19 protein-coding genes and 1 riboswitch are annotated in these 24,181 nt (G+C 72.5%); of the genes, 15 read left to right on the forward strand and 4 right to left on the reverse strand.

Annotated elements, in window-relative coordinates:
* Together ACZ63H_RS21070 and ACZ63H_RS21075 are read right to left on the reverse strand one after the other, a co-directional pair.
* Entirely contained in the window at positions 1-750 is a 750-nt protein-coding gene (locus tag ACZ63H_RS21070) for a hypothetical protein (protein ID WP_469867157.1), read from the reverse strand.
* A 175-nt stretch (positions 751-925) separates the two neighbouring features.
* Positions 926-1,642, reverse strand: a complete 717-nt coding sequence (locus tag ACZ63H_RS21075) for a hypothetical protein (RefSeq protein WP_469867159.1) — start codon at positions 1,640-1,642, stop codon at positions 926-928.
* A gap of 189 nt (positions 1,643-1,831) precedes the next feature.
* On the opposite strand from ACZ63H_RS21075, the gene ACZ63H_RS21080 reads away from it, so the two are divergent.
* From ACZ63H_RS21080 to ACZ63H_RS21150, 15 genes are all read left to right on the forward strand, one after another.
* On the forward strand, positions 1,832-4,258 hold the full coding sequence (locus ACZ63H_RS21080) for an N-6 DNA methylase (protein ID WP_469867161.1): 2,427 nt from the start codon (positions 1,832-1,834) through the stop codon (positions 4,256-4,258).
* A gap of 158 nt (positions 4,259-4,416) precedes the next feature.
* Positions 4,417-5,103, forward strand: coding sequence for a hypothetical protein (locus tag ACZ63H_RS21085; protein WP_469867163.1), 687 nt, complete (start codon positions 4,417-4,419; stop codon positions 5,101-5,103).
* Between the two features lie 38 nt (positions 5,104-5,141).
* A complete protein-coding gene (locus ACZ63H_RS21090; RefSeq protein WP_469867284.1) occupies positions 5,142-6,635 on the forward strand; it encodes a protein kinase domain-containing protein in 1,494 nt (497 codons plus the stop codon).
* Between the two features lie 66 nt (positions 6,636-6,701).
* A complete protein-coding gene (locus tag ACZ63H_RS21095; RefSeq protein ID WP_469867164.1) occupies positions 6,702-7,529 on the forward strand; it encodes a glycoside hydrolase domain-containing protein in 828 nt (275 codons plus the stop codon).
* A gap of 148 nt (positions 7,530-7,677) precedes the next feature.
* Positions 7,678-8,328, forward strand: a complete 651-nt coding sequence (locus ACZ63H_RS21100) for a SurA N-terminal domain-containing protein (protein WP_469867166.1) — start codon at positions 7,678-7,680, stop codon at positions 8,326-8,328.
* Between the two features lie 102 nt (positions 8,329-8,430).
* Positions 8,431-9,486 carry a nucleoside triphosphate pyrophosphohydrolase gene (locus ACZ63H_RS21105; protein WP_469867168.1) on the forward strand — a complete coding sequence of 352 codons (1,056 nt, stop codon included), beginning with the start codon at positions 8,431-8,433 and terminating at the stop codon, positions 9,484-9,486.
* A 157-nt stretch (positions 9,487-9,643) separates the two neighbouring features.
* The gene (locus ACZ63H_RS21110) at positions 9,644-10,930 is read left to right on the forward strand and encodes a cytochrome P450 family protein (protein ID WP_469867170.1); all 1,287 of its coding nucleotides are present in this window, start codon (positions 9,644-9,646) and stop codon (positions 10,928-10,930) included.
* A 168-nt stretch (positions 10,931-11,098) separates the two neighbouring features.
* Entirely contained in the window at positions 11,099-12,238 is a 1,140-nt protein-coding gene (locus ACZ63H_RS21115; protein ID WP_469867172.1) for a transglycosylase family protein, read from the forward strand.
* A gap of 189 nt (positions 12,239-12,427) precedes the next feature.
* A riboswitch (cyclic di-AMP (ydaO/yuaA leader) is annotated at positions 12,428-12,602 on the forward strand.
* A gap of 5 nt (positions 12,603-12,607) precedes the next feature.
* Positions 12,608-13,348, forward strand: a complete 741-nt coding sequence (locus ACZ63H_RS21120; protein ID WP_469867173.1) for a transglycosylase family protein — start codon at positions 12,608-12,610, stop codon at positions 13,346-13,348.
* A gap of 401 nt (positions 13,349-13,749) precedes the next feature.
* Positions 13,750-15,030 (forward strand): phosphopyruvate hydratase, encoded by a 1,281-nt coding sequence (gene eno, locus ACZ63H_RS21125; RefSeq protein WP_030788173.1) that lies wholly within the window; start codon positions 13,750-13,752, stop codon positions 15,028-15,030.
* A gap of 105 nt (positions 15,031-15,135) precedes the next feature.
* Positions 15,136-15,612, forward strand: coding sequence for an FtsB family cell division protein (locus ACZ63H_RS21130; RefSeq protein WP_467934249.1), 477 nt, complete (start codon positions 15,136-15,138; stop codon positions 15,610-15,612).
* 28 nt (positions 15,613-15,640) lie between these two features.
* Positions 15,641-16,177: a DUF501 domain-containing protein gene (locus ACZ63H_RS21135; protein ID WP_469867176.1), complete on the forward strand. Its 537-nt coding sequence runs from the start codon at positions 15,641-15,643 to the stop codon at positions 16,175-16,177.
* On the forward strand, positions 16,174-17,115 hold the full coding sequence (locus ACZ63H_RS21140) for a Ppx/GppA phosphatase family protein (protein ID WP_469867177.1): 942 nt from the start codon (positions 16,174-16,176) through the stop codon (positions 17,113-17,115). The genes ACZ63H_RS21135 and ACZ63H_RS21140 overlap by 4 nt, the downstream gene beginning before the upstream one ends.
* 444 nt (positions 17,116-17,559) lie before the next feature.
* Positions 17,560-18,936: an NAD(P)/FAD-dependent oxidoreductase gene (locus ACZ63H_RS21145; protein ID WP_469867179.1), complete on the forward strand. Its 1,377-nt coding sequence runs from the start codon at positions 17,560-17,562 to the stop codon at positions 18,934-18,936.
* Positions 18,937-19,212: 276 nt separating this feature from the next.
* Positions 19,213-20,505 (forward strand): class I SAM-dependent methyltransferase, encoded by a 1,293-nt coding sequence (locus tag ACZ63H_RS21150; protein ID WP_469867180.1) that lies wholly within the window; start codon positions 19,213-19,215, stop codon positions 20,503-20,505.
* A 67-nt stretch (positions 20,506-20,572) separates the two neighbouring features.
* Here ACZ63H_RS21150 and ACZ63H_RS21155 read toward each other — a convergent pair whose 3' ends face one another.
* Both ACZ63H_RS21155 and ACZ63H_RS21160 read right to left on the reverse strand, forming a co-directional pair.
* Positions 20,573-23,101 carry an ABC transporter permease gene (locus ACZ63H_RS21155; protein WP_469867182.1) on the reverse strand — a complete coding sequence of 843 codons (2,529 nt, stop codon included), beginning with the start codon at positions 23,099-23,101 and terminating at the stop codon, positions 20,573-20,575.
* A complete protein-coding gene (locus ACZ63H_RS21160) occupies positions 23,101-23,871 on the reverse strand; it encodes an ABC transporter ATP-binding protein (RefSeq protein WP_469867184.1) in 771 nt (256 codons plus the stop codon). The genes ACZ63H_RS21155 and ACZ63H_RS21160 overlap by 1 nt, the downstream gene beginning before the upstream one ends.
* Positions 23,872-24,181 lie beyond the last annotated feature (310 nt).

Raw genomic sequence — 24,181 nt, forward strand, 5'->3', positions numbered from 1 at the left:
TTACAGCGAGTCCAGGTCGATGATCTTCCCCGCGGGCTTGTCCGCGGGGACCGGACGGCCGTAGTCGCCGAACGCCAGGTGTATCTGCTCCTTGGCCTTGGCCCCGCTGTCGATCCGCAGCAGGTACGGCTTGCCCTCGGTCGCCACGTGCGCCGTGTAGTCGTCCTTGCCGTCCTTCTCGTGCAGGACGATCGCGGGCGTGCCGTCGACCTTGGTGGTCTTGCCGCGGGTGGCCTCCGTGTCGCCGTCGCTCACGTCGCCGAGGATCGTGTCCAGGTCGCAGAAGCTCGCGATGTCCTTGGCGTCCTGGCCCTTGACGGCCATCTTGGTCCACTTGCCGGCGAGCATGTCGACGGCCGCGTCGGTGTCCTCCTTGGACTCGCCCTCGCTCTGGGCGCGCAGGAACTTCTCGTCGTACTTCATGTAGACGGTGCTGCCGGTCTTGATCAGATCGGTCCTGCCCTGGCCGCCGATGCTCATCGTGCCGGCGCAGCGGCCCTTCTTGTCGAGGGCGATGTCGATCGCGATGACGCCCTTGCTCTCGTCGTCGGGGACCTGGCCCTTCAGGCGCAGGGACGAGGCGCCGGTGGTGGTCTTCATCGCGCGCTCGGCGATCTCACCACCGCTCAGCCCGGCGAACGGGCCCTTCGGCTTGCTGTCGGCCGAGTCGTTCCCCGACTGGCAGCCGGTGGTGAGTCCCGCGGTGGCCGCGGCGGCGAGACAGAGAGCGGCGAATGCGGTACGACGCATGACGGTTCCTTGCTGAGAGAGGTGTTCTGATGAGCGGGGAGCCGAGGGCTCCGGGGTGAGTGGTACGGGGATGAGCGGTACGGGGGTGAGCGGTAGGGGCGCGGGTGGTGCGGGTGTCGGGGTGTGCGGGGCCGGCGCGGGGTGAGTGTCCCCGCCCCGGGGTGGGCAAACGGGGTCAGGCCTTCTTCCAGTCGCCGCAGTCGGTCGTCTTGAAGTAGCCGTCCGAGGCGCTGATGGTGACGACGGCCGTGCCGGTCACGTTGTTGTTGGCGATGATCGAGTCCAGGCCCTGGCCGGCGTCCTTGCTGCGCTCCCAGTAGCAGGAGTCGTCGGCGTTCCCGGTCGACTTGTAGGTGCCCGGCGCGATGTCCGTACCCACCTTGAACATACCCCCGTCGCCCTCCATGGAGGTGGCGGGCGTGCCCTTCGCCTTCGGGTCGACGGCCTCCCAGTCGGCGCAGCCGTTGGACTTGAACAGCTTGTCGGTGGCCTTGATGGTCACGTAACTCGTGCCGCTCACGTTGTCGTTGGCGAGCGTGGAGTCCAGTTCGCCGGAGGCGTCCTTGGCGCGCTCCCAGTAGCACATGTCATCGGTGTTGCCGGTCGTCCGGTACGTCCCCGGCTTGATGTCGGTGCCGACCTGGTACTCGCCGTCGCCCCCGAAGGCGGCCTTCTTCTCCTCGGCGGCCTTGGCGGCGCCCGAGTCCTCCGAGCCGTCCGCGCCCTTGCCGCCGCCGTCACCGGGCCGGTGCCCGGCCGAGGCCGAGGAACCGGCCTTGGCGCCGCCGCCGGAACCGCCGTCCTTGTCGTCGTTGCCGGCGGTGGCGGACACGGCCCCGATGACGGCGAGCCCCACTACCGCGCCGATCGCGACCTTGGCCTTCATGCCCATGACGAATCCCTCCCCGAATGCGGCGGCCTCCCCCTCCGGTGACCGCTCGTTCGCTGGGTCAATAACAGCAGAGCGTGTGAACCGAGTCAACACGATTCACACCTTTGAGTCTGTACACGGCCGTGAACCCATGGATCTTGTGTACGCCGGTATGCTCGGCGCACACACGGGACGAGGGGAGCGAAGCCGGTGCAGGACAACGCGACAGAGGTGACCGCGGCCGGGATCGCCCGGCTCGCCGGGGTGGGGCGGGCCGCCGTCAGCAACTGGCGCCGCAGGCACGCCGATTTCCCCAAGCCTGTCGGCGGCAGCGAGACCAGCCCGTCCTTCGCCCTGGCCGAGGTCGAGACCTGGCTGCGCAAGCAGGGCAAACTCGCGGAAGTACCCCTGCGGGAACGGGTCTGGCAGCAGCTCGCCGGCCATCCGGAAGGCCCGCTGACGGCCCTGGTGCACGCGGGATGCGCGCTGCTGCTGATCCACGAACGCCCCACGGTCTGGCTCGACGCGAGCGCCGGCTCCGACGCGAGGCTGGCCGCGATGCTGCCGGGGGCGCTGGAGAAGGTGCTGACACCTCGATTGGGAGGCGCGCGGGGACGCGGGGGTGGCGGCCGGGGAGTGGGCGCGGGAGCGGGCGCGGGCGCGGGCGGCGGTGTGAACGCGGCTTTCGGGCGGTCCGGTGGGAGCGCCCCTCTCCAGAACCCGGCTGTGAACGCGGATTCGGCGTCGTCCGATGTGAACGCCGGCGCCACCACGCCCGACGTGCACACGGACGCCACCGCGTCCCGTGTGAACGCCGACCCCACCACGCCGACTGTGAACTCCTCGCCGGCGACGCCGACTGTGAACACTCCGCCCCGTGTTCACGCCGAACCAGCCGTTCACGCCACACCACCCGTGCACGCGAAGCCGGCGATGCACACCGCCGCGCCCACCCCCACCCCACCCGCGCCCACCCCGCCGTTCACCTCCACCCCGCCCCTGCCTCCCACCCCCGCCCTCACCACCCCCACCGGCCCCCAGCTCCTCCCCTCCGTCCCCTTCCTGCGCGGCGCCGCCGAACTCGCCGCCGAGATCGGCGCCCGGCAGACGTTCGAGTTCCTGCTCGGCCGGCACCTGGACGCCAACCCGCGCCAGTACACGCTCACCCCGGCCGAACTGGCGGGCCTCATGGCCGACCTGGCCGGCCCCGCCCGCACCGTCCTGGACCCGGCCTGCGGCACCGGCGCCCTGCTGCGCGCCGTCGACCCCCGCCCCGACCAGGAGCTGTACGCCCAGGACAGCGCCCCCGAACTCGCCGCGCTCAGCGCGCTGCGGCTGGCGCTGCACAGCCGGGCCACCGTGCGCGCCGCCGTCGGCGACACCCTGCGCGCCGACGCCCACCCCGCGCTGCGCGCCGACGCGGTCCTGTGCCATCCGCCGTTCAACGAGCGCAACTGGGGCCACGACGAACTCGCCTACGACCCCCGCTGGGAGTACGGCTTCCCGGCGCGCACGGAGTCCGAGCTGGCCTGGGCGCAGCACGCGCTGGCCCGGCTGGCCGACGGCGGCACCGCCGTCCTGCTGATGCCGCCGGCCGCCGCCTCCCGCCGCTCCGGGCGCCGGATCCGCGCCGATCTGCTGCGCCGGGGCGCGCTGCGGGCCGTGGTCGCGCTGCCGGTCGGCGCGGCCCCGCCGTACAACATCCCGCTGCACCTGTGGGTGCTGCGCCGCCCCGGCCGCACACCGGCGGCCCCCGAGGTGCTCCTCGTGGACACGGGACGGTTCGCCGGGGAGGCGCGCGGCGGCCCCGACTGGGAGGCGGTACGGGACGCGGTGCTGGACGCCTGGCGGACCTACGCGCGCGCGGGGCGGCTCGCGGAGCGGCCCGGGCTCGCCCGGTCCGTGCCGGTCATCGAACTCCTCGACGACGACGTGGACCTCGCCCCCGCCCGCCATCTGCCGCCGGCCGCGCTGGCCGAGGGCGCCGAGCAGCTCACCCAGGTGCGCGAACGCCTGGGCGCGACCCTGCGCCTGACCGCCGACCTCACCCCGCCGCCCGCCGCCCCGGCACCGCCCGCGCGCTGGCCGCTGACCACCGTCGGCGAACTCGCGCGCGGGGGCGCGCTGGTGATGCGTACCGGCGGAAACGGCGGCCACGCGCGCGTGCCGGTGCTCACCGACCACGACGTCCTCGCCGGGACGGCGCCCTCCGGCACGCTGCCCGAGAGCGAGGAGGAGGCCGTGCTGACCGAACCGGGCGACATCGTCGTGCCGGTGCTCGGCGGCGGTGCGGTGGCGCGGGTGATCGACGAGGCGACGGGGGGCGCCGCCCTGGGGCGCAACCTGGTGCTGCTGCGCCCCGATCGGACGGCGCTCGACCCGTGGTTCCTGGCCGGGTTCCTGCGCGGTACCGCGAACAACCGGCAGGCCAGCAGCTACGCCTCCACCGCGACCCGGCTGGACGTGCGCCGGCTGCACCTGCCCCGGCTGCCGCTGGAGGAGCAGCGGCGCTACGGCGCGCGGTTCCGCGCGCTCGACGAGTTCGAGCGGGCCCTGCGGCACGCGAGCCGGCTCGGGGAGCAGCTGGTGCGCGGGATGTACGACGGGCTCACCGACGGCACGGTGGCCCCGGACTGATCCCGCGCGGCCACCGGACAACGGTTCGGCACAACCCCGATCACTTGTCCCTGGCGGGCCATATGCTCGAAGCGACAACCGCGCGCCCGGCGCGGTCCGGGCCCCCGCGGACCGGCACGGGCGGGCGGCCACGCCCACTTCCAGGATCGGGAGCAGCCATGCAAGGCCACGGCTACGGACAGCCGGTGAAGCAGCCGCCGCACACCGCGTGGCTGGTTTTCCTGCGTGTGCTGTTCGTGGCGCTCGGGATCCTCACCTTCGGCTTCCTGTCCTGGGTGATGCTGCTGCGGCTGGCGGCCGTCACGCGCCGGTCGCTGGACTGGGGGCTGTTCGTGGCGGTGCTGGCCGCCGACGCCCTGGGCGTCGTCCTGCTGGCGGTGGAGCCCGGCGACGAGATCCACACCGCGGGCGGCTACGCGGGCCTGTTGCTGGTGATCGGCACGCTCGTGGGCGCGATCGCGTACTACCTGGCCGCGGACATCCGCCACTTCCTGCTGCGCCAGGAGGCGTACGCGACGCCGCCCGGCGCCCCGGCGTACGGCTACCCGGCCCCCGCGACGCCGTACGGCGCGACGACCGTACCGACCGCGCCGACCGCTGCGGGCACCCCGGTCGTACCGGCTCCGCCGACCATGCCGATCACCCCGATCGCCCAGGCCGCGCACGGGGCGCCCGTCGCGCCGCACACCCCGCCCCCGGTGCCGCACACGCCCGTGCCCGCGCCCCCGCCGGCCGGCCCGGCGCCGCATCGCCCGGCGCCCGCGCGGATCGACCAGGTGCGCGCGGAGCTGGACGAGCTGAGCGACTACCTGCGCCGGCGGGACGGCCACGAGGGCGGCCGGTGAGCGGGGCGACGGGACGCGTCGTCGCCGGTCGCTACGAACTGTCCACGCTCATCGGGCAGGGCGGCATGGGCCAGGTCTGGACGGCGTACGACCGGCGGCTGGACCGGCGGGTGGCGGTGAAGCTGCTGCGCCCGGACAAGGTGGCGGGCCAGGAGGCGGACGAGCTGCGCCGCCGCTTCCTGCGCGAGTGCCGGGTCACCGCGCAGGTGGACCACCCCGGCCTGGTGACCGTGCACGACGCGGGCAGCGAGGGCGAGGAGCTGTTCCTCGTGATGCAGTACGTCGACGGCGCCGACCTGTCCGACCACCTCGCCGAGCACGACCCGTACCCGTGGCCGTGGGCGGTCGCGGTGGCCGCGCAGCTGTGCGCCGTGCTGAGCGCCGTGCACGCCGTGCCGATCGTGCACCGCGACCTCAAGCCGCGCAACGTGATGGTGAAGCAGGACGGCACGATCACCGTGCTCGACCTCGGCGTGGCCTCGGTGATGGACACCGACACCACCCGCCTCACCCACACCGGCTCCCCGATCGGCTCGCCCGCCTACATGGCGCCCGAGCAGGCGATGGGCGGCGCGGTCGGCCCGTACACCGACCTGTACGCGCTCGGTGTGCTCCTGCACGAACTGCTCAGCGGCGAGGTGCCGTTCGCGGGCTCCACGGCGCTCGGCGTGCTGCACCGGCACCTGTACGAGCCCCCGCTGCCCGTGCGCCGGATCCGCCCCGAGGTCCCCGAGGCGCTGGAGGCGCTGGTGCTGCGCCTGCTCGCCAAGGACCCGCAGCACCGGCCGGCGTCCGCGCAGGAGGTCTACGAGGACCTGGCACTGCTGCTGCCCGGGCGCGGCACCCCCACCGGGGCGCCCCTGGACCCCACGCGCCCCTTCCTGCGCCCGCACGCCCCCTGGCCGGACCGCGCGCGGACACCCGCGCCGCGGCCCGCCCCCGTCGCGCCCGCGCCGCCGGTGGCCGAGAAGCCGGACGTCGCCGCCGCCGTGGACGAGGTCAAGCGGCTGCTGGGGGAGGGCCGCATCACCCAGGCCGTGGACATCCTGGGCGCGATCCTGCCGGCCGCCGCCGAGCAGCACGGCGAGCACTCCCCGGTCGTCCGCACCCTGCGCAAGCAGTACGTGGCCACCCTGCTGGACGACGGCCAGTACCGGCGCGCGCTGCCCGAACTGCGCCGGCTCGCCGACGAACGCGCCGCCGAGGCCGGCCAGGCGGACCCGCAGTCGCTGCGCTACCGCTACGAGGCCGCGCAGTGCCTGGAGCAGCTCGGCGAACCGGCGGCGGCGCTCGCCGAGTACCGCGCGCTGCTGCCGTACTACGAGAACCAGTACGTCTCCGGGGACCCGCACCTCGCCCACGAGGTGCGCCGGCGCATCGGCCATCTGCTGCTCGCGCTCGGCGACCGGCCGGCCGCCCACGACACGCTCGCGCGGCTGGTGCTGGACGTCGAGCGGCTGCACGGCCCCGGCCACCCGCTGGCCGTGGAGGTGCGGCGGACCCTCCAGTGGCTCGGACAGGTGCGCGGATAGATTGTCCGTCGGTTTCGTCAGGCACGCACGGGTGCAAGCCGCCGTGCGCGACAAAGGGGTGGGGCAATGGCCGGTCACCGGCAGTCCAAGAAGCGCAGATACATCGCCTGGGGAGTGGCCGGCACGGTGGTCGCCGCCGGCGCCGGCATCGCCGCCCAGACCTCCATGGCCGCCACTTCCTGGCCGGCGCAGAAGACGTTCACCGGCCGTGCGTTCGACACCTGCACCGCGCCCTCGCTGTCCGCGATGAAGGCATGGAACACCGGCTTCTACGGCGCCGCCGCCGTCTACGTGGGCGGCAGGAACCGCGGCTGCGCGCAGCCCAACCTCACCGCGTCCTGGGTGAAGTCGGTGAACTCCCTCGGCTGGAAGCTCGTCCCGATCTACGTCGGCGCCCAGCCGCCCTGCCAGACCGGCTCCAGCCCCGAGAAGCTGAGCGCCGCCACGGCCGCCTCCCTGGGCGCGAAGGACGCCGCCGACGCCGTGGCCAAGGCGTCCGCGCTGCGCATGAAGGCCGGCAGCCCCATCTACCTCGACATGGAGGCGTACGACGTCAAGGACAAGGCGTGCAACGACGCCGTGCTGACGTACGTGCGCTCCTTCATGAAGACGCTGCGCGCCAAGACCTACCGCGGCGGCTACTACGGCTTCACCGGCTCCAGCGCCAAGGCCGTCGCCACCGCGGCCGACAAGAAGGACCTGCCGGGCAACCTCTGGTACGCGCTGTACGACAAGAAGAACACGACGACCGCGGACTGGCCGTGGGGCGCCGCCCAGTTCACCCCCCACAGCCGCGGCCACCAGTACATGGTCAACAGCAAGGAGACGCGCGGCGGCGTCACGCTGACCGTCGACCGCAACGCCTGGGACGCCCCGGTGGCCGTCATCGGCTGATCCGGCGGACCGCCGCGAAGCGGCGCGGCGGTGCCCGAAGCGGGCGCGAATCGTTGGTCGAATGGGTTGGCCGCGGCCTGCCCACTGCCTACCATCGATCATCGCAAGACTTTGTGCACCGTCGCACAATCTCCCCCAGGAGGTTTCCTTGCACCGCCGCCGTCGCACCGCGCTCGTCCTCACCGCCGCGATCGCCGCCGCGGCCCCCCTGCTGACCGCCTGCGGAAGCGACGCGCATCCGGGCGCCGCGGCCGTCGTCGGCGGGCAGCGGATCACCGTCGCCCAGCTGGAGAACCGGGTCGACGAGGTCCGCCGGGCCCAGCGGGCCGCGGTGCCGGACGACACGCAGTACCAGCAGGTCGTCTCCTCCACCAGCAGCCTCACCCGCGACACCCTGCACAACATGGTGCTCGACCGGGTCCTGCACCACGCCGCCCGGGACAAGGGCGTCTCGGTCACCCGCAAGGAGATCCAGCAGATGCGCGCCGGCCTGGAGCAGCAGGCCGGCGGCGGCAGGGGCCTGGAGATGGCCTGGCTGCAGAAGTACGGCATCTCACCGGCCCGTCTCGACGACAACCTGCGCCTGCAACTGGAGGCGCAGAAGCTCGCCGCCAAGCTCGGCACCGACACCAGCCAGCCCGCGTTCTGGCAAGCCCTGTCCAAGGCGTCCACGAACCTCCACGTCGACCTCAACCCGCGCTACGGCACCTGGGACGTGCAGAAGAGCAGCCGGGTGGACGCCAAGACCCCGTGGGTCCGGGAGATCACGGCGGCGGGCGGGCAGCCGGTGACGGCGTAGGCGGGACGGTGTGGGCGGCGGGTTAGGTCATACGATCACACGAGTCCTCGGCCCTGTGGACAACTCGATCCACGCTCTCGCGCCGTGGGTTACGTTCGGATCGTGAACGAATCCAGTGCCGAAGCCCGTCCCGCCCCCGGCCCGGAGGCCGCGCCCGGCCGCGTCGTCCTGCTGACCACCAGCCACCGCGTCGCCCCCGGCCTGCTGTCCTGGCCCGCCTGGCAGGCCCTCGGCGCCGCCGACGCCGTGCTGTGCGCGGACGGCGCGCATCCCCAGCTGCCGTATCTGCGCGAGGCCGGGATAGCGGTGACGCAGGCGTCCCCCACCGCGCCGGAGCTGGTCGACGCCTGCGCCGGCGGGCGGACGGTGGTGGTCGTGGCGACCGGCGAGGGCGAGCCGGCGCTCACCGACGGCCTCGCCCGCCTGGCCGGCTCCGGCCGGGTCGCCATGCCCGAGCTGGAGCTGCTCCCCGCCTCCTACGACCTGCCCGGCGCCCGCCTGCTCGACCTGGTCCAGGTCATGGACCGCATCCGCGCCGAGTGCCCCTGGTCCTCCCGGCAGACCCACGAGGGCCTGGCCAAGTACGGCATCGAGGAGGCCTACGAACTGGTCGAGGCGATCGAGGCCGGCGACCGCGCGGAGCTGCGCGAGGAGCTGGGCGACGTCCTCCTCCAGGTCGTCTTCCACTCCCGGATCGCCGAGGAGCACCCGGACGCGCCGTTCTCCGTCGACGACGTGGCGGGCGGCATCGTCGCCAAGCTCGTCCACCGCCACCCGCACGTCTTCGGCGACGAGGTGGCCGAGACCCCGGAGGACGTCAAGGAGCATTGGCTGCGCACCAAGGCCGAGGAGAAGCGGCGCACCTCCGTGACGGAGGGCGTCCCGCTCGGCCAGCCCGGCCTGGCCCTCGCCGCCAAGCTCGCCTCCCGGGTGCGTACGGCGGGCCTGGAGGTGCCCCTGCCCCGGGGGGAGGGCATCGGGTACGAACTGCTGGCGCTGGCGGTGCGCGCCGAGGCGGACGGCGTCGACCCCGAGGCGGCGCTGCGGGCGGCGGCCCGGGTGTACCGGGACGCGATCAAGGACAGCGAGGCGGCGCGCGCGGCCGGCGGCGGAGAGGAGGGCGAGGGAGCCGAGGGGGACGAGGGGGACGAAGGGTAGGTACGGCCTCGGCGCCCTGCTCGACCGGCAGGGCAGGGCAGGGGAGGGCAGGGGAAGAGGAGTTCCGGTGCGGTCACCGCGAGGCGGCCGGCCTCGGTCACCGCGCCGCCCGCAAGGCCCCCGGCGGGCCGCCCGGGGCTCCGGATACGGTCGAGGAGTGACCGAGCAGCACCATCCCGACCAGCCGGGCCCCGACCAGCCGGCCCCCGCCCTCTTCACGTGGGAGTTCGCCGCCGACCCCTATCCCGCCTACGCCTGGCTGCGCGAGCACGCCCCGGTGCACCGCACGCGGCTGCCGAGCGGGGTCGAGGCGTGGCTGGTCACCCGGTACGCCGATGCCCGGCAGGCCCTGGCCGACCAGCGGCTGAGCAAGAACCCGGCGCACCACGACGAGCCCGCGCACGCCAAGGGCAAGACCGGCATCCCCGGCGAGCGCAAGGCCGAGCTGATGACGCACCTGCTGAACATCGACCCCCCGGACCACACCCGGCTGCGGCGGCTGGTCAGCAAGGCGTTCACCCCGCGCCGGGTCGCCGAGTTCGCGCCCCGGGTGCAGGAGCTGACCGACCGGCTCATCGGCCGGTTCGCCGAGACCGGCTCCGCCGACCTCATCCACGACTTCGCCTTCCCGCTGCCCATCTACGCCATCTGCGACCTGCTCGGCGTCCCGCGCGAGGACCAGGACGACTTCCGGGACTGGGCGGGCATGATGATCCGGCACGGGGGCGGACCGAGGGGCGGGGTCGCACGGTCGGTGAAGAAGATGCGCGGCTACCTCGCCGAGCTGATCCACCGCAAGCGCGAGGCGCTGTCCGCCACGCCCGCGCCCGGCGAGGACCTGATCTCCGGCCTCATCCGCGCCTCCGACCACGGCGAGCACCTCACCGAGAACGAGGCCGCCGCCATGGCCTTCATCCTGCTGTTCGCCGGCTTCGAGACCACCGTCAACCTCATCGGCAACGGCACCTACGCCCTGCTCACCCACCCCGGGCAGCGCGCCCGGCTCCAGGACTCCCTGGCCCGCGGCGAACGGGACCTGCTGGAGACCGGCGTCGAGGAACTGCTGCGCTACGACGGCCCGGTGGAGCTGGCCACCTGGCGGTTCGCCACCGAGCCGCTGACCATCGGCGGGCAGCGGATCGCGCCGGGCGACCCGGTGCTCGTCGTCCTCGCCGCCGCCGACCGGGACCCCGAGCGGTTCGCCGGCCCGGACGTGCTGGACCTCGGCCGCCGCGACAACCAGCACCTCGGCTACGGCCACGGCATCCACTACTGCCTGGGCGCGCCGCTCGCCCGGCTGGAGGGCCAGACCGCGCTGGCCACCCTGTTCACCCGCCTGCCCGACCTGCGGCTGGCCGCCGATCCGGCCGAGCTGCGCTGGCGCGGCGGGCTCATCATGCGCGGCCTGCGCACCCTGCCGGTGGAGTTCACGCCGACCGCCTGAACACAGTCTCTCCCCGAGGAAATGACACTTTCTCAACTCTGTGATCTTCACGTGATCTGTGCGGCATGAACTTGTGACAAGTGATCGTCTGCCGATACGTTCACCCATCAGCGCGGCGAGCGGCTCCAACCGCCGCGCCGGCCCTGCTGTCGCTCGAAAGGCTTCTGCATGCTCTCCGGGAACGGCCGACACCGTCGCCCCCGCCAGGCTCCGGCCCTCCTCGTCGCGGCCGGCGTGACCGGCTCCGCCATCGCCATCCCGCTGCTCGGCGCCGCGAGCGCCAACGCGGCCGACGGCACCACGTGGGACAAGGTGGCCGAGTGCGAGAGCGGCGGCTCCTGGAGCGCGGACACCGGGAACGGGTACCACGGCGGCCTGCAGATCTCGCAGGACGACTGGGACAAGTACGGCGGCGGCCAGTACGCGGCCAGCGCCGACCAGGCCAGCCGCCAGCAGCAGATCGCCGTCGCCGAGAAGATCCTGGCCGACCGGGGCACCACCCCCTGGGCCACCTGTGCCCTGCTGTCCGGCCTGACGCGGGACTCGGGCTCCATGGACGTCGACACGGGCGTGGGCGGCTCCGGCGGCACCGGTGACCCGTCCGGATCGGCCGGCGGCTCCGGCACCTCCGCGACCCCCGACGCCTCCGACCCGTCCGGGCTGCCGGACGCGTCGCCCTCCACCGGCACCGGCCCCGCCGACGGCTCCTCCTCGGCGGACCCGACCGGCACGCCCACCGCCGAGCCGGGCAAGGGGAAGGGCAGCGGCAAGGGGAAGGGCAAGGGCACCGGCGCCGGCAAGGACGCGGGTACGGGCGCGGACAAGGAGGCCGGCGAGGACGCGGGCGGGGCGGCGGACAAGGCCACGGGCGAGGACGCCGGTTCCACCGGGACCGAAACCCCCAAGTCCGACAAGTCCGCCACGCCGGACACCGGAAGCCTCCCGGGCGCCGAGGGCTCCCCGACGCCCACCCCGGACACCGGGGTCGTGAACAACCCGCAGCGGGCGGCCGGTTCCTGGAGCCTGGTCGACACCGGCACCGTCGGCACCGGCGGGCGCCACCGGGGCGGGAGCGCGGACGAAAATGTGACAAACGGTCAGAACGCCACCCCGTCCGGCCGGCACGCCTCCCGCGAACCGGACACCTACACGGTCCGCGCGGGCGACTCGCTGTCCTCCATCGCCGACTCCCTTGACGTCGACGGCGGGTGGCACGCGCTGTACGCCGGCAACAAGAAGGCCATCGGCGCCGACCCGGACCGCATCACCGCCGGTCAGACCCTGGATGTCCAGGGCGAAACGGGCTGAAAACGGCGGGACTTGACGCCCCGCTTGATGCCTGGATGTCCGGTTTGGCGAAAGTGTGGGATGAGTCTCAGAAGCCCTGATCGTCTTTGAAATTCCGGCGATCACCTGTCTACGGTCGAAGCCGCTCGTCACCACGAGCCCCGGCAGCCGCCACGCCGAATCCTGCCAGCGGCCGCCCGGGAACAGTCGTCGCGTCAAGCGCCGTAGGCAGGAGCGGGGGACCCAAGGTAAGTGCCGGGCCCAGCAGTTGAAGCTGGGACCGGCTGGGGGTGAAGCCGCGTCACGCGCAAGCGGACGACGCGGCCGGGCAACTCAACCGGCCCGAACCCGACAGCTCACCTCGCAGGCGTCGGTGAGGGGAATCGATCCATGCTGTTTACCGGCAAGGGCAAGCACCGTCGTCCGTCCAAGGCCGTCCGCGCCGTCACGCTCGCCGGTGTCACCGGCGCCGCCGTCGCCGCCCCGCTGATGGCGGCCGGCAACGCCTCCGCCGCCACCGCCTCCCAGTGGGACACGGTCGCCCAGTGCGAGTCCGGCGGCAACTGGTCCATCAACACCGGCAACGGCTACTACGGCGGTCTGCAGTTCTCCGCCTCCACCTGGGCCGCGTACGGCGGCACGCAGTACGCCTCCACCGCCGACAAGGCCTCCAAGGCGCAGCAGATCTCCGTCGCCGAGAAGGTCCTCGCCGCCCAGGGCAAGGGCGCCTGGCCGGTCTGCGGCACGGGCCTGTCGAGCTCCCCCTACAACGGCTCCGCCCCGAGCACCCCGGCGCCGTCCGCCCCGTCCACGCCGTCCACCCAGGGCTCGGGCACCTCCACCCGCTCCGCCGACCAGCAGGCCGCCTCCCGCTCCGCCGAGCGCCCGGCCGCCTCCACCGGCACGAGCAAGAGCACCGGCGGCAGCACGGGCAAGACCGTCACCACCCCGACCGGCAAGAAGGTCGAGAAGGGCGACGGCGAGTACAAGGTCGTCCAGGGCGACACGCTCGGCACCATCGCCGCGCGGCACCAGGTCGCGGGCGGCTGGGAGAAGCTGTTCGAGCTGAACAAGGACATCGTCCAGGACGCCGACCTCATCTACCCGGGTCAGCAGCTCCACCTGAAGTGATCGCCGGCCGCCCGGCCGGCCCCCAGGGCCCGCACATCCCGGCGGGCCCCCCGAGAGCCACGGACCCGCACGGGCGGGCGTACCCCTGAAGTCCCCGGGGTGCGCGCGTCCCGGCGGATCCCCCCGCAAGACCCCGTGCGGGTCACCCCCGTCCCCACGGGCTCCCCGCCCCGGCGCGTTCTCCCCCGTACGCGCCGGGGCGGGGCTTTTTGCGTGCCCGCCCCGGCACCCGGCGCCCCCCGGCCACCCCGACCCCCTTTGTTTCGATCCAAAACAAAAGGTACCGTCGGTCTGTCCACGGGACGGTCGGTCGGTGGCCGAGGCGCCCGGGACGGTTAGGCTCTAGTCGCAAGGCACACCAGCCCCGCACTTCCAGCGTCACATCCAAGAAGGAGATGCTCGTGCCGTCCATCGACGTCGTCGTAGCCCGGGAAATCCTGGACTCCCGAGGCAACCCCACGGTCGAGGTCGAGGTCGGCCTCGACGACGGCAGCACGGGTCGTGCCGCCGTCCCGTCCGGCGCCTCGACCGGCGCCTTCGAGGCCATCGAGCTGCGCGACGGTGACCCGAACCGCTACCAGGGCAAGGGCGTCGAGAAGGCCGTCCTGGCCGTCATCGAGCAGATCGGCCCCGAGCTGGTCGGCTACGACGCCACCGAGCAGCGCCTGATCGACCAGGCCATGTTCGACCTGGACGCCACCGACAACAAGGGCTCCCTCGGCGCCAACGCCATCCTCGGCGTCTCGCTCGCCGTCGCCCACGCCGCCTCCGAGGCCAGCGACCTGCCGCTCTTCCGCTACCTGGGCGGCCCGAACGCGCACCTGCTGCCGGTGCCGATGATGAACATCCTGAACGGCGGCTCGCACGCCGACTCCAACGTGGACATCCAGGAGTTCATGATCGCCCCGATCGGCGCGGAGTCCTTCTCCGAGGCGCTGCGCTGGGGCACCGAGGTCTACCACACCCTGAAGAAGGTCCTGAAGAACAAGGGCCTGTCCACCGGCCTCGGCGACGAGGGCGGCTTCGCCCCCAACCTCGGCTCCAACCGCGAGGCCCTCGACCTCATCCTCGAGGCGATCAAGGAGGCCGGCTACACCCCCGGCGAGCAGATCGCCCTGGCGCTCGACGTCGCCGCGTCCGAGTTCTACAAGGACGGCTCGTACGTCTTCGAGGGCAAGAACCGCACCGCCGCCGAGATGACCGAGTACTACGCCGAGCTGGTCGAGGCGTACCCGCTGGTCTCCATCGAGGACCCGCTGTTCGAGGACGACTGGGAGGGCTGGAAGACCATCACCGACAAGCTCGGTGACAAGGTCCAGCTCGTCGGCGACGACCTGTTCGTCACCAACCCGGAGCGCCTGGCCAGGGGCATCGAGGAGGGCGCCGCCAACGCCCTGCTGGTCAAGGTCAACCAGATCGGCTCGCTGACCGAGACCCTGGACGCCGTCGAGCTGGCCCAGCGCAACGGCTTCAAGTGCATGATGTCCCACCGCTCCGGCGAGACCGAGGACGTCACCATCGCCGACCTGGCCGTCGCCACCAACTGCGGCCAGATCAAGACCGGCGCCCCGGCCCGCTCCGAGCGCGTCGCCAAGTACAACCAGCTGCTGCGCATCGAGGAGATCCTCGACGACGCCGCGGTGTACGCCGGCCGCAGCGCCTTCCCGCGCTTCAAGGGCTGAGCCGACCCCACCCGGGGCAAGTCCTAGCCAGTCGTACGTACGTCCCCGGACCCGGTCCCGTACCGTGTCCGGGGACGTACGCGCGTGTGACGGGAGGCGGGGAAGATGGGCGTGAGGGACCGTGACCGGTTCTCCACCGCGACCAGGATCAGGCTGCTCGGCGAGCAGACCGCGGCCCGCGTCTACCGCTCGCAGACCAAACGGCAGGCCCGCCGCTCCCGGCTCACCGGCCGCGCGGCGCTGCTCGCGCTGGTGCTGTGCACGATGGTCGTCGCCCTCGCCTACCCGATGCGGCAGTACGTCTCCCAGCGCGCGGAGATCGCCGACCTCCAGCGCCGGCAGCAGCAGGCCCGCGAGCGGGTCGAGCAGCTGCGGGACCTCAAGGCGCGCTGGCAGGACGACGCCTACGCCGAGCAGCAGATCCGCCGCCGGCTGCACTACGTACGGCCCGGCGAGACCGGGTACGTGGTCGTCGACCCCGGCGCGGCCAAGCAGTCCCGCGCCGACCTCGGGGCCGCCCGCCGGCCCTGGTACGCGAACGTCTGGGACGGCGTCGACAAGTCCGACGCCTCCGACCAGTGAACCGACAGAAAGTCTCCGACAGCCAGTCATGGAAACCCCTCCGCCGCCCACTCCGCGCACCGAGCCCACCGACGCGGACGTAGAGGCCTTCAAGCAGCAGCTGGGCCGCCCGCCGCGGGGCCTCAGGGCCATCGCGCACCGCTGCCCGTGCGGTCAGCCGGACGTCGTGGAGACGGCACCGCGCCTTCCCGACGGCACGCCCTTCCCGACGCTGTACTACCTGACGTGCCCGAAGGCGTCCTCCGCCATCGGCACGCTGGAGGCCGACGGCGTGATGAAGGAGATGACCGAGCGGCTCGGGCGCGACCCGGAACTGGCAGCCGCCTACCGGGCCGCGCACGAGGACTACCTCCGGCGCCGCGACGAGATCGAGGTCCTCCAGGGCTTCCCGAGCGCGGGCGGCATGCCCGACCGGGTGAAGTGCCTGCACGTCCTCGTCGCCCACTCGCTGGCCGCCGGCCCGGGCGTGAACCCGCTCGGCGACGAGGCCCTGGCGATGCTGCCCGAGTGGTGGCGCAAGGGCGCCTGCGTGACGCCCGAGACGACCGAGGGGGACGAGAAGTGACCCGTGTGGCCGCCGTCGACTGCGGTACGAACTCCATCCGGCTGCTGGTCGCGGACGCCGACCCGGCGACGGGCGAACTGACCGAGCTGGACCGCCGGATGACGATCGTGCGGCTCGGCCAGGGCGTCGACCGCACCGGACGGCTCGCCCCCGAGGCGCTGGAGCGCACCTTCGCCGCCTGCCGCGAGTACGCGGAGGTCATCAAGGAGCACGGCGCCGAGCGGGTCCGTTTCGTCGCCACCTCCGCCTCCCGGGACGCCGAGAACCGCGAGGACTTCACGCGCGGCGTCCTGGACATCCTCGGGGTGGAGCCGGAGGTCATCACCGGCGACCGGGAGGCCGAGTTCTCCTTCACCGGCGCCACTAAGGAACTCACCGGCCGCACCGACCTCGCCCGGCCCTACCTGGTGGTGGACATCGGCGGCGGCTCCACCGAGTTCGTCGTCGGCGACGACCACGTCCGCGCCGCGCGGTCGGTGGACATCGGCTGCGTGCGCATGACCGAGCGGCACCTGGTGCACGACGGGAAGGTGTCCGACCCGCCCGCCCCGGAGCGGATCGCCGCCATAAGGGCCGACGTCGAGGCCGCCCTGGACCTGGCCGAGCGGACGGTCCCGCTGCGCGAGGCGCGCACCCTGGTGGGCCTCGCAGGGTCCGTCACCACGGTGGCCGCGATCGCCCAGGAGCTGCCCGAGTACGACTCCGCGCGCATCCACCACTCCCGGATCTCCCGGGACCGGGTGCGCGAGATCACCGAGTGGCTGCTGCGCTCCACGCACGCCGAGCGCGCCGCCGTGCCCTCCATGCACCCCGGCCGGGTCGACGTCATCGGCGCGGGCGCCCTCGTCCTGCTGGCGATCATGGAGCGCACGGGCGCCGAGGAGGTCGTGGTGAGCGAGCACGACATCCTCGACGGCATCGCGTGGTCGGTGGCGTAGCTCTCTTTTGTTACCGGTCGGTAGCAATCCGCTGAGCAGGTTCGATAACGTTTGAGCGACCTCAAGGGCCCCCTCGGGGGCCCTTTGCCGCAGGCGCGCGGAAAAGTTCGTGAAGTTCTTCACAAGGATTTCGGTCCCGGGGGACCCCCGAAAGGGGCCGGTTGGCCCTTCCGGGGGGTCAAAAGCCGTTTGAACATGTTCAGATGAAGGGCGCGAAGGGGCCCTGGAGGAGGTTGTTCCGGAGGTGTCACGACGCGCTCACGGTCCCCCCGGCCCTCCGGAGAGGCTGCTCACGCGGCCTTGACAACGGGGCGAACCGCCGCGCGGTTCCCCTCGGTCCGCATGACCTGCGTCACGCGGGGCGCGGAGTTTAACACAGGGCCTGTCGGTTCTTGTGAAGGGGCGCACGAGCGACCCCCTCGGGGCAGGTGGATACTCGATGGCATGAGCACCACGGAGCGTCCCAGGATCCTCGTAGTAGGCGGTGGGTACGTAGGCCTGTACGCAGCTCGGCGCATCCTCAAGAAGATGCGCTACGGCGAGGCGACCGTCACGGTCGTCGACCCCCGGTCGTACATGACCTACCAGCCCTTCCTCCCCGAAGCCGCCGCCGGCAACATCTCCCCTCGCCATGTCGTCGTCCCGCTGCGACGCGTGCTGCCGAAGGCGGAGATCCTCACCGGCCGGGTCACCACCATCGACCAGGACCGCAAGGTCGCCACGATCGCCCCGCTGGTGGGCGAGGCGTACGAGCTGCCCTTCGACTACCTGGTCATCGCCATGGGCGCGGTCTCCCGCACCTTCCCGATCCCCGGCCTCGCCGAGCAGGGCATCGGCATGAAGGGCATCGAGGAGTCCATCGGCCTGCGCAACCACGTCCTGGAGCAGCTGGACAAGGCCGACTCCACGACCGACGAGGAGATCCGCCGCAAGGCGCTCACCTTCGTCTTCATCGGCGGTGGCTTCGCGGGTGCGGAGACCATCGGCGAGGTCGAGGACATGGCCCGGGACGCGGCCAAGTACTACAAGAACGTGTCCCGTGAGGACATGCGCTTCATCCTCGTCGACGCCGCCGACAAGATCCTTCCCGAGGTCGGCCCGAAGCTCGGCCAGTACGGCAAGGAGCACCTGGAGAGCCGGGGCGTGGAGATCTACCTCTCCACCTCGATGGACTCCTGCGTCGACGGCCACGTGGTGCTCAAGAACGGCCTCGAGGTCGACGCCAACACGATCGTGTGGACGGCCGGCGTCAAGCCGAACCCGGCGCTCGCCCGCTTCGGCCTGCCCCTCGGCCCGCGCGGCCACGTCGACTGCGAGCCCACGCTCCAGGTCAAGGGCACGGACTACATCTGGGCCGCCGGTGACAACGCACAGGTCCCGGACCTCGTCGGCCGCAAGGCGGGCAACGAGAACGCCTGGTGCCCGCCGAACGCCCAGCACGCGCTGCGCCAGGCCCGGGTCCTCGGCGACAACGTGATCTCCGGCATGCGGGGCTTCCCGCAGAAGGAGTACGAGCACGCCAACAAGGGCGCCGTCGCCGGCCTCGGCCTGCACAAGGGCGTGGCGATGATCGTCATGGGCAAGATGAAGATCAAGCTCAAGGGCCGCCTCGCCTGGTACATGCACCGCGGCTACCACGGGCTGGCGATGCCGACCTGGAACCGCAAGATCCGCGTCTTCGCCGACTGGACGCTCGGCATGTTCCTCAAGCGCGAGGTCGTCTCCCTCGGCGCGATGGAGAACCCCCGCGAGGAGTTCTACGAGGCCGCCAAGCCGGCGCCGGTCGCCGCCAAGCCGGAGGAGAAGGCCAAGGCCTCCTGACCTCCCGGTCACCCGTTCCGAGCCCGAAGGGGCCGCCTGCCATCCGTGGTGCGGGCGGCCCCTTCGGGCTGTCCGGCGCCCAACCACCCCTGGAGAGCGGCAAGTCGGGACAAACGCGCGGTGCCGGGCGGACCCGGCGCGCGGCGGGGGCGAGGGGAGTGTGGCGCGTACCCGCTTTTTACCCGGCCGCAACACGGCGTGGGGACTACGGCCGGGCCCCGCGTGTGTTTACGTGGTGTTGGCATTCCGGGATCGTCCGTCACGGAGGTGTGCGTCATGGCCGACGCCGCACAGCGGCTGAGGAGTCTTGCCGAACAGGTGCTGGGAGCCCCGCTCCCGGTGCGGCTGGTGGCCTGGGACGGATCGCAGGCCGGTCCGCCGGACGCGCCCGCGCTCGTCGTGCGCAACCGCCGCGCCCTGCGCCGCATGCTCTTCAAACCCGGTGAACTGGGCCTCGCCCGCGCCTGGGTCTCCGGTGACCTGGACGTCGAAGGCGACCTGTACACCGTGCTGGACGCGATGGCGGGCCTCGTCTGGGAGCGCGGCGAGGACGCCCGCACCCTGCGCCAGGCCGTGCGCGACCCCGCCGTCCGGGCCGCCGTCCGGGACCTGCTGAAACTGGCCGGCCCCCCGATCCCGCCCACGCCGCCGCGCGAGGAGATGCGCAGACCCCGCCGGCACCTGCACACCCGCCGCACCGACAAGCGGGCCATCAGCCACCACTACGACGTCGGCAACGACTTCTACGAGATCGTCCTCGGTCCCTCGATGGTGTACTCCTGCGCCTACTGGGAGGACGACGGCACCCTGGAGACCGCCCAGCGCGACAAGCTCGAACTGGTCTGCGCCAAGCTGGGCCTGAAGGAGGGTCAGCGGCTGCTGGACGTCGGCTGCGGCTGGGGCTCCATGGCCATCCACGCGGCCCGGGAACACGGCGTGAGCGTCGTCGGGGTCACCCTGTCGCAGGAGCAGGCCGCGTACGCCCGCAAGCGCGTCGCCGACGCGGGGCTGACCGACCGGGTGGAGATCAGGGTCCAGGACTACCGGGACGTCGTGGACGGCCCCTACGACGCGATCTCCTCCATCGGCATGGCCGAACACGTCGGCGCCGAACGCTACCTGGAGTACGCCCGCCAGCTGTACGCCCTGCTCAAGCCCGGCGGCCGGCTGCTCAACCACCAGATCGCCCGCCGCCCGCAGCGGGACGAGTCGGCGTACGAGGTGGACGAGTTCATCGACGCCTACGTCTTCCCCGACGGGGAGCTGGCCCCCATCGGCACCACCGTCACCCAGCTGGAGCGGGCCGGGTTCGAGGTGCGGGACGTGGAGTCCATCCGCGAGCACTACGCCCGCACCCTGCGCCGCTGGGTGGGCAACCTGGAGGGCGACTTCGACCGCGCGATCCGGCTCACCAGCCCCGGCCGCGCCCGGGTGTGGCGGCTCTACATGGCCGCCTCCGCGCTCGCCTTCGAGCGCAACCGGATCGGCGTCAACCAGGTCCTCGCCGTCCGCACCCCCGTCTCCGGGGCCTCCGGGCTCCCGCTGCGTCCCCGCACCTGGCACGGCTGACGGGCCGGCGCGTACGCGAAGGGGGCTCCTTCCCGAGGGGCCCCCTTCACCGTCGTCGTACGCCCGGTTACTCGGCCTTGATCGCCGTGAGCATGTTCAGCCGGGCCGCGCGGCGGGCCGGCCACAGGGCCGCCAGGACGCCGATCAGGCCCGCCAGCAGCAGGAAGACCGCCATCCGGCCCCAGGGCAGGATCAGTTCGTACGTCGGTATCTTCATGGCCAGCAGCTCGCCGGCCGCCCAGCCGAAGAACACGCCCAGGCCGAGGCCCAGCACCCCGCCGAACAGGGAGATCACCAGGGACTCCAGGCGGACCATCCGCTTGACCGCCCGGCGGTCCAGGCCGATCGCGCGGAGCATCCCGATCTCCTGCGCGCGCTCGAACACGGACATGGCCAGCGTGTTGACGACACCCAGTACGGCGACGATCACCGCCATGCCGAGCAGGCCGTAGACCATGTTGAGCACCTGCGTGAACACGTTCCCGATCTCACGCGAGATGTCCTGCTTGTCCTGGATCCTGATCGCCGGATTGGTGCCGAGGGTCTTCACCAGCCCGCTCCTGGCCGCGTCGGACGCGCCGGCCGCCGTCTTGACCATCACCTGCATGTCGGCCGGGTCGGTCAGGTGCGGGGTGAGGACCTTGTTGTCGAGGATGATCCCGTTGAACATGTCGTTGCCCTCGTAGACCCCGGCGACGGTCAGCCGGCGGGCCGCGCCGTCCTCGAAGTGCGCGGTGAGCCGCGAACCGGCCTTCCAGCCGTGTTTCTCGGCCCGGTCGTCGTCCACGACGATCCGGTCGCCGCCCACCGAGAAGGAGCCGTCGGTCACCTTCAGGTCGGTCAGCTCGCCGATGGCCGCGCCGTCGACGCCGGTCAGCCACTGGGTGCCGCCGTCGATACGGGACTCGCCGGTGCGCAGCGGGCTGCTGGCGGTGACGCCGTCGGCGGTGGCGAGCTTCTTCGCCACGTCGGGGGAGAGCGGACCGCTGTTGGCCATCGAGACGACGTAGTCGGCGCGGATCGCCGAGCTGGCCAGCCGGTCGATGGACGTCTGCAGGCTGCCCGCCATCACCGTCATGCCGGTGATCAGGGTCAGGCCGATCATCAGCGCGGAGGCGGTGGCCGCGGTGCGGCGCGGGTTGCGCACCGAGTTCTGGCGGGCCAGTTTGCCCGCGACCCCGAAGGCGCGCAGCACCGGAGCGGCGGCGGCGATCAGCGGGCGGGACAGCAGCGGGGTCAGCACGAACACGCCGATGATCAGCAGGACCGCGCCGATGCCCATCGGGCCCTGGGCGGACTCGGCGTCCATGCTCGTGGCCGTCAGGACCACCGCGACACCGGCCGCCGCGAACAGCGCGCCCAGCGTGTTGCGCAGCACCAGGGACTTGGTGGTGGCCTTGGCGTGCAGGCTGCTCATCGCCGCCACCGGCGGGATCTTCGCGGCCCGGCGTGCGGGCAGCCAGGCGGCCAGGACGGTGACGAGGATGCCGACGGCGAGGGCGGCGACCACCGTGCCGGGGCTGATCACCAGCGGTCCGTCGGGCACGGTCTCGCCGAAGGAGCCCAGCAGGGAGCGCAGGCCCGCGCCGATGCCGATGCCGGCGGCCAGACCGGCCACGGCGGCGATCGTGCCGACCGCGAACGCCTCGATCAGCACCGAGCGGGTGACCTGGCGGCGGGAGGCGCCGACCGCCCGCAGCAGGGCCAGCTCCCGGGTGCGCTGGGCGACCAGCATGGTGAAGGTGTTGGCGATGATGAACGTGCCGACGAACAGGGCGATGCCCGCGAACACCAGCAGCATCTGCCGCAGGCCGTTCATGGAGTCGGCGATCGCCACCGCCTGGTCGTCGGCGAGCTGCTCGCCGGTGGTGGTCTCGACCAGCCGGGCGGGCAGCGCCTTGTCGAGCGCGTCCTTCAGCCGCTCCTGGCTGGTTCCGGCCGCGGCCCGCACGTCGATCTCGTCGTACGTGCCCTTCTTGCCGAACAGGGACTGCGCGGTCGGCGTGTCGAACAGGGCGAGGCTGCCGCCGGCGGCCACGTTGCCGTCGTCGGTGGTGAAGATGCCGCTGATGGTGGGCGTCAGGACCGGGCCGTCGACGGAGAGGCGCACGGTGTCGCCGACCTCGAAGCCGGCCCGCTTCGCGGTCGCCGAGTCGATCAGCACCTCGCCCTTGCCGCGCGGGGCGTGGCCGCTGACGAGGGGGTAGCGGGGGTCCTTGGTGCCCCAGTAGTTGCCGCCGGCCGACTGCCAGTCGCCGCCGACGAGCTCGCCGTCCTTGCCGGCGACGGCGGTGAAGCCCGTGACGACACCGCCGGCGGAGGCGGCCCCGGGAACCTTGGCGGCCCGCTCCAGCAGGGCCTGGGTCAGCTCGGGGGTCCGCCCGACCCGATCGCCCTCGGAGTCCTGGGACTTGGGGCGTACGGCGACGTCGACCTGGTCGAAGCCCTTGGCGGAACTCTTCTGGTAGGCCTGGGAGATGGTGTTGGTGAAGACCAGCGTCCCGGAGACGAACGCCACGCCGAGCATGACGGCGAGCACGGTCATCATGAGCCGGGCCTTGTGCGCGAGGACGTTGCGCAGGGCGGTGCGGAACATCAGCTGGTACGGCCCTTCGCGTCGAACTGCTTCATCGTGTCGAGGACGGACTCGGCCGTCGGGCCGTGCATCTCGTCGACGATCCGGCCGTCGGCCAGGAAGATCACGCGGTCGGCGTAGGCGGCGGCCACCGGGTCGTGGGTCACCATGACCACCGTCTGGCCCAGCTCGCGCACGGAGTTGCGCAGGAAGCCGAGGACCTCGGCGCCGGAGCGCGAGTCCAGGTTGCCGGTGGGCTCGTCGCCGAAGATGATCTCCGGCTTGGCGGCGAGGGCCCGGGCGACGGCGACGCGCTGCTGCTGGCCGCCGGAGAGCTGGGAGGGCCGGTGGCCGAGCCGCCCGGAGAGCCCGACCATGTGGATGACCCGGTCCAGCCACGCCTTGTCCGGCTTCCGGCCGGCGATGTCCATCGGGAGCGTGATGTTCTCCAGCGCGGTCAGTGTCGGCAGCAGGTTGAACGCCTGGAAGATGAAACCGATCTTGTCCCGGCGCAACCTGGTGAGCTGCTTGTCCTTCAGGGAGCCCAGCTCGGTGTCGCCTATCCGCACGGACCCGGAGGAGAAGGTGTCCAGACCGGCCACGCAGTGCATCAGCGTCGACTTGCCGGAGCCGGAGGGGCCCATGATGGCGGTGAACTCGGCGGCGCGGAAGTCGACGGAGACCCGGTCCAGGGCGACCACCCGGGTCTCACCCTGCCCGTAGATCTTCGACAGCTCCGTGGCGCGTGCGGCCACTGCGGTGGTCCGGCCGGCGGTGGGTGTGGTGGTCACGGGACGGTGCTCCTGTCGGGACGGCGTGTTCGCTGGGGACCGTTCCATCGTCCCGGCGCGGAGCACGCGCGGAGTCAGCCGCTGTTCCGGTTCCGGGGGGCGACTCGGGTCGCACGGGAGGCCGTCGTGTCATACCTGGGGAGGACGGCCGACCCCGAGAAGGAGGGGGGACGGCCCGGCCGTCCGTTCGGGATCCCGTTAACCGGGGGACCGGTCTTGTTCGGACGGTGAAATTCCGTCATTTCGCGTACACGCGCGCACCTCTCGCGTCACGCTATTGGCAAGTGCGGATGGCGAGTTCCAACGGCTG

This window comes from Streptomyces sp. NPDC104831, assembly GCF_055583025.1.

What these genes read in the sequence shown, in the direction of transcription:
- ACZ63H_RS21150 (WP_469867180.1), top strand. Translation starts at nt 19,213, where the DNA reads ATGGCCGACGCCGCACAGCGGCTGAGGAGTCTTGCCGAACAGGTGCTG.
- ACZ63H_RS21070 (WP_469867157.1), bottom strand. Translation starts at nt 750, where the DNA reads ATGCGTCGTACCGCATTCGCCGCTCTCTGTCTCGCCGCCGCGGCCACC.
- ACZ63H_RS21095 (WP_469867164.1), top strand. Translation starts at nt 6,702, where the DNA reads ATGGCCGGTCACCGGCAGTCCAAGAAGCGCAGATACATCGCCTGGGGA.
- ACZ63H_RS21115 (WP_469867172.1), top strand. Translation starts at nt 11,099, where the DNA reads ATGCTCTCCGGGAACGGCCGACACCGTCGCCCCCGCCAGGCTCCGGCC.
- ACZ63H_RS21135 (WP_469867176.1), top strand. Translation starts at nt 15,641, where the DNA reads ATGGAAACCCCTCCGCCGCCCACTCCGCGCACCGAGCCCACCGACGCG.
- ACZ63H_RS21145 (WP_469867179.1), top strand. Translation starts at nt 17,560, where the DNA reads ATGAGCACCACGGAGCGTCCCAGGATCCTCGTAGTAGGCGGTGGGTAC.
- ACZ63H_RS21085 (WP_469867163.1), top strand. Translation starts at nt 4,417, where the DNA reads ATGCAAGGCCACGGCTACGGACAGCCGGTGAAGCAGCCGCCGCACACC.
- ACZ63H_RS21155 (WP_469867182.1), bottom strand. Translation starts at nt 23,101, where the DNA reads ATGTTCCGCACCGCCCTGCGCAACGTCCTCGCGCACAAGGCCCGGCTC.
- ACZ63H_RS21075 (WP_469867159.1), bottom strand. Translation starts at nt 1,642, where the DNA reads ATGGGCATGAAGGCCAAGGTCGCGATCGGCGCGGTAGTGGGGCTCGCC.
- ACZ63H_RS21130 (WP_467934249.1), top strand. Translation starts at nt 15,136, where the DNA reads ATGGGCGTGAGGGACCGTGACCGGTTCTCCACCGCGACCAGGATCAGG.
- ACZ63H_RS21120 (WP_469867173.1), top strand. Translation starts at nt 12,608, where the DNA reads ATGCTGTTTACCGGCAAGGGCAAGCACCGTCGTCCGTCCAAGGCCGTC.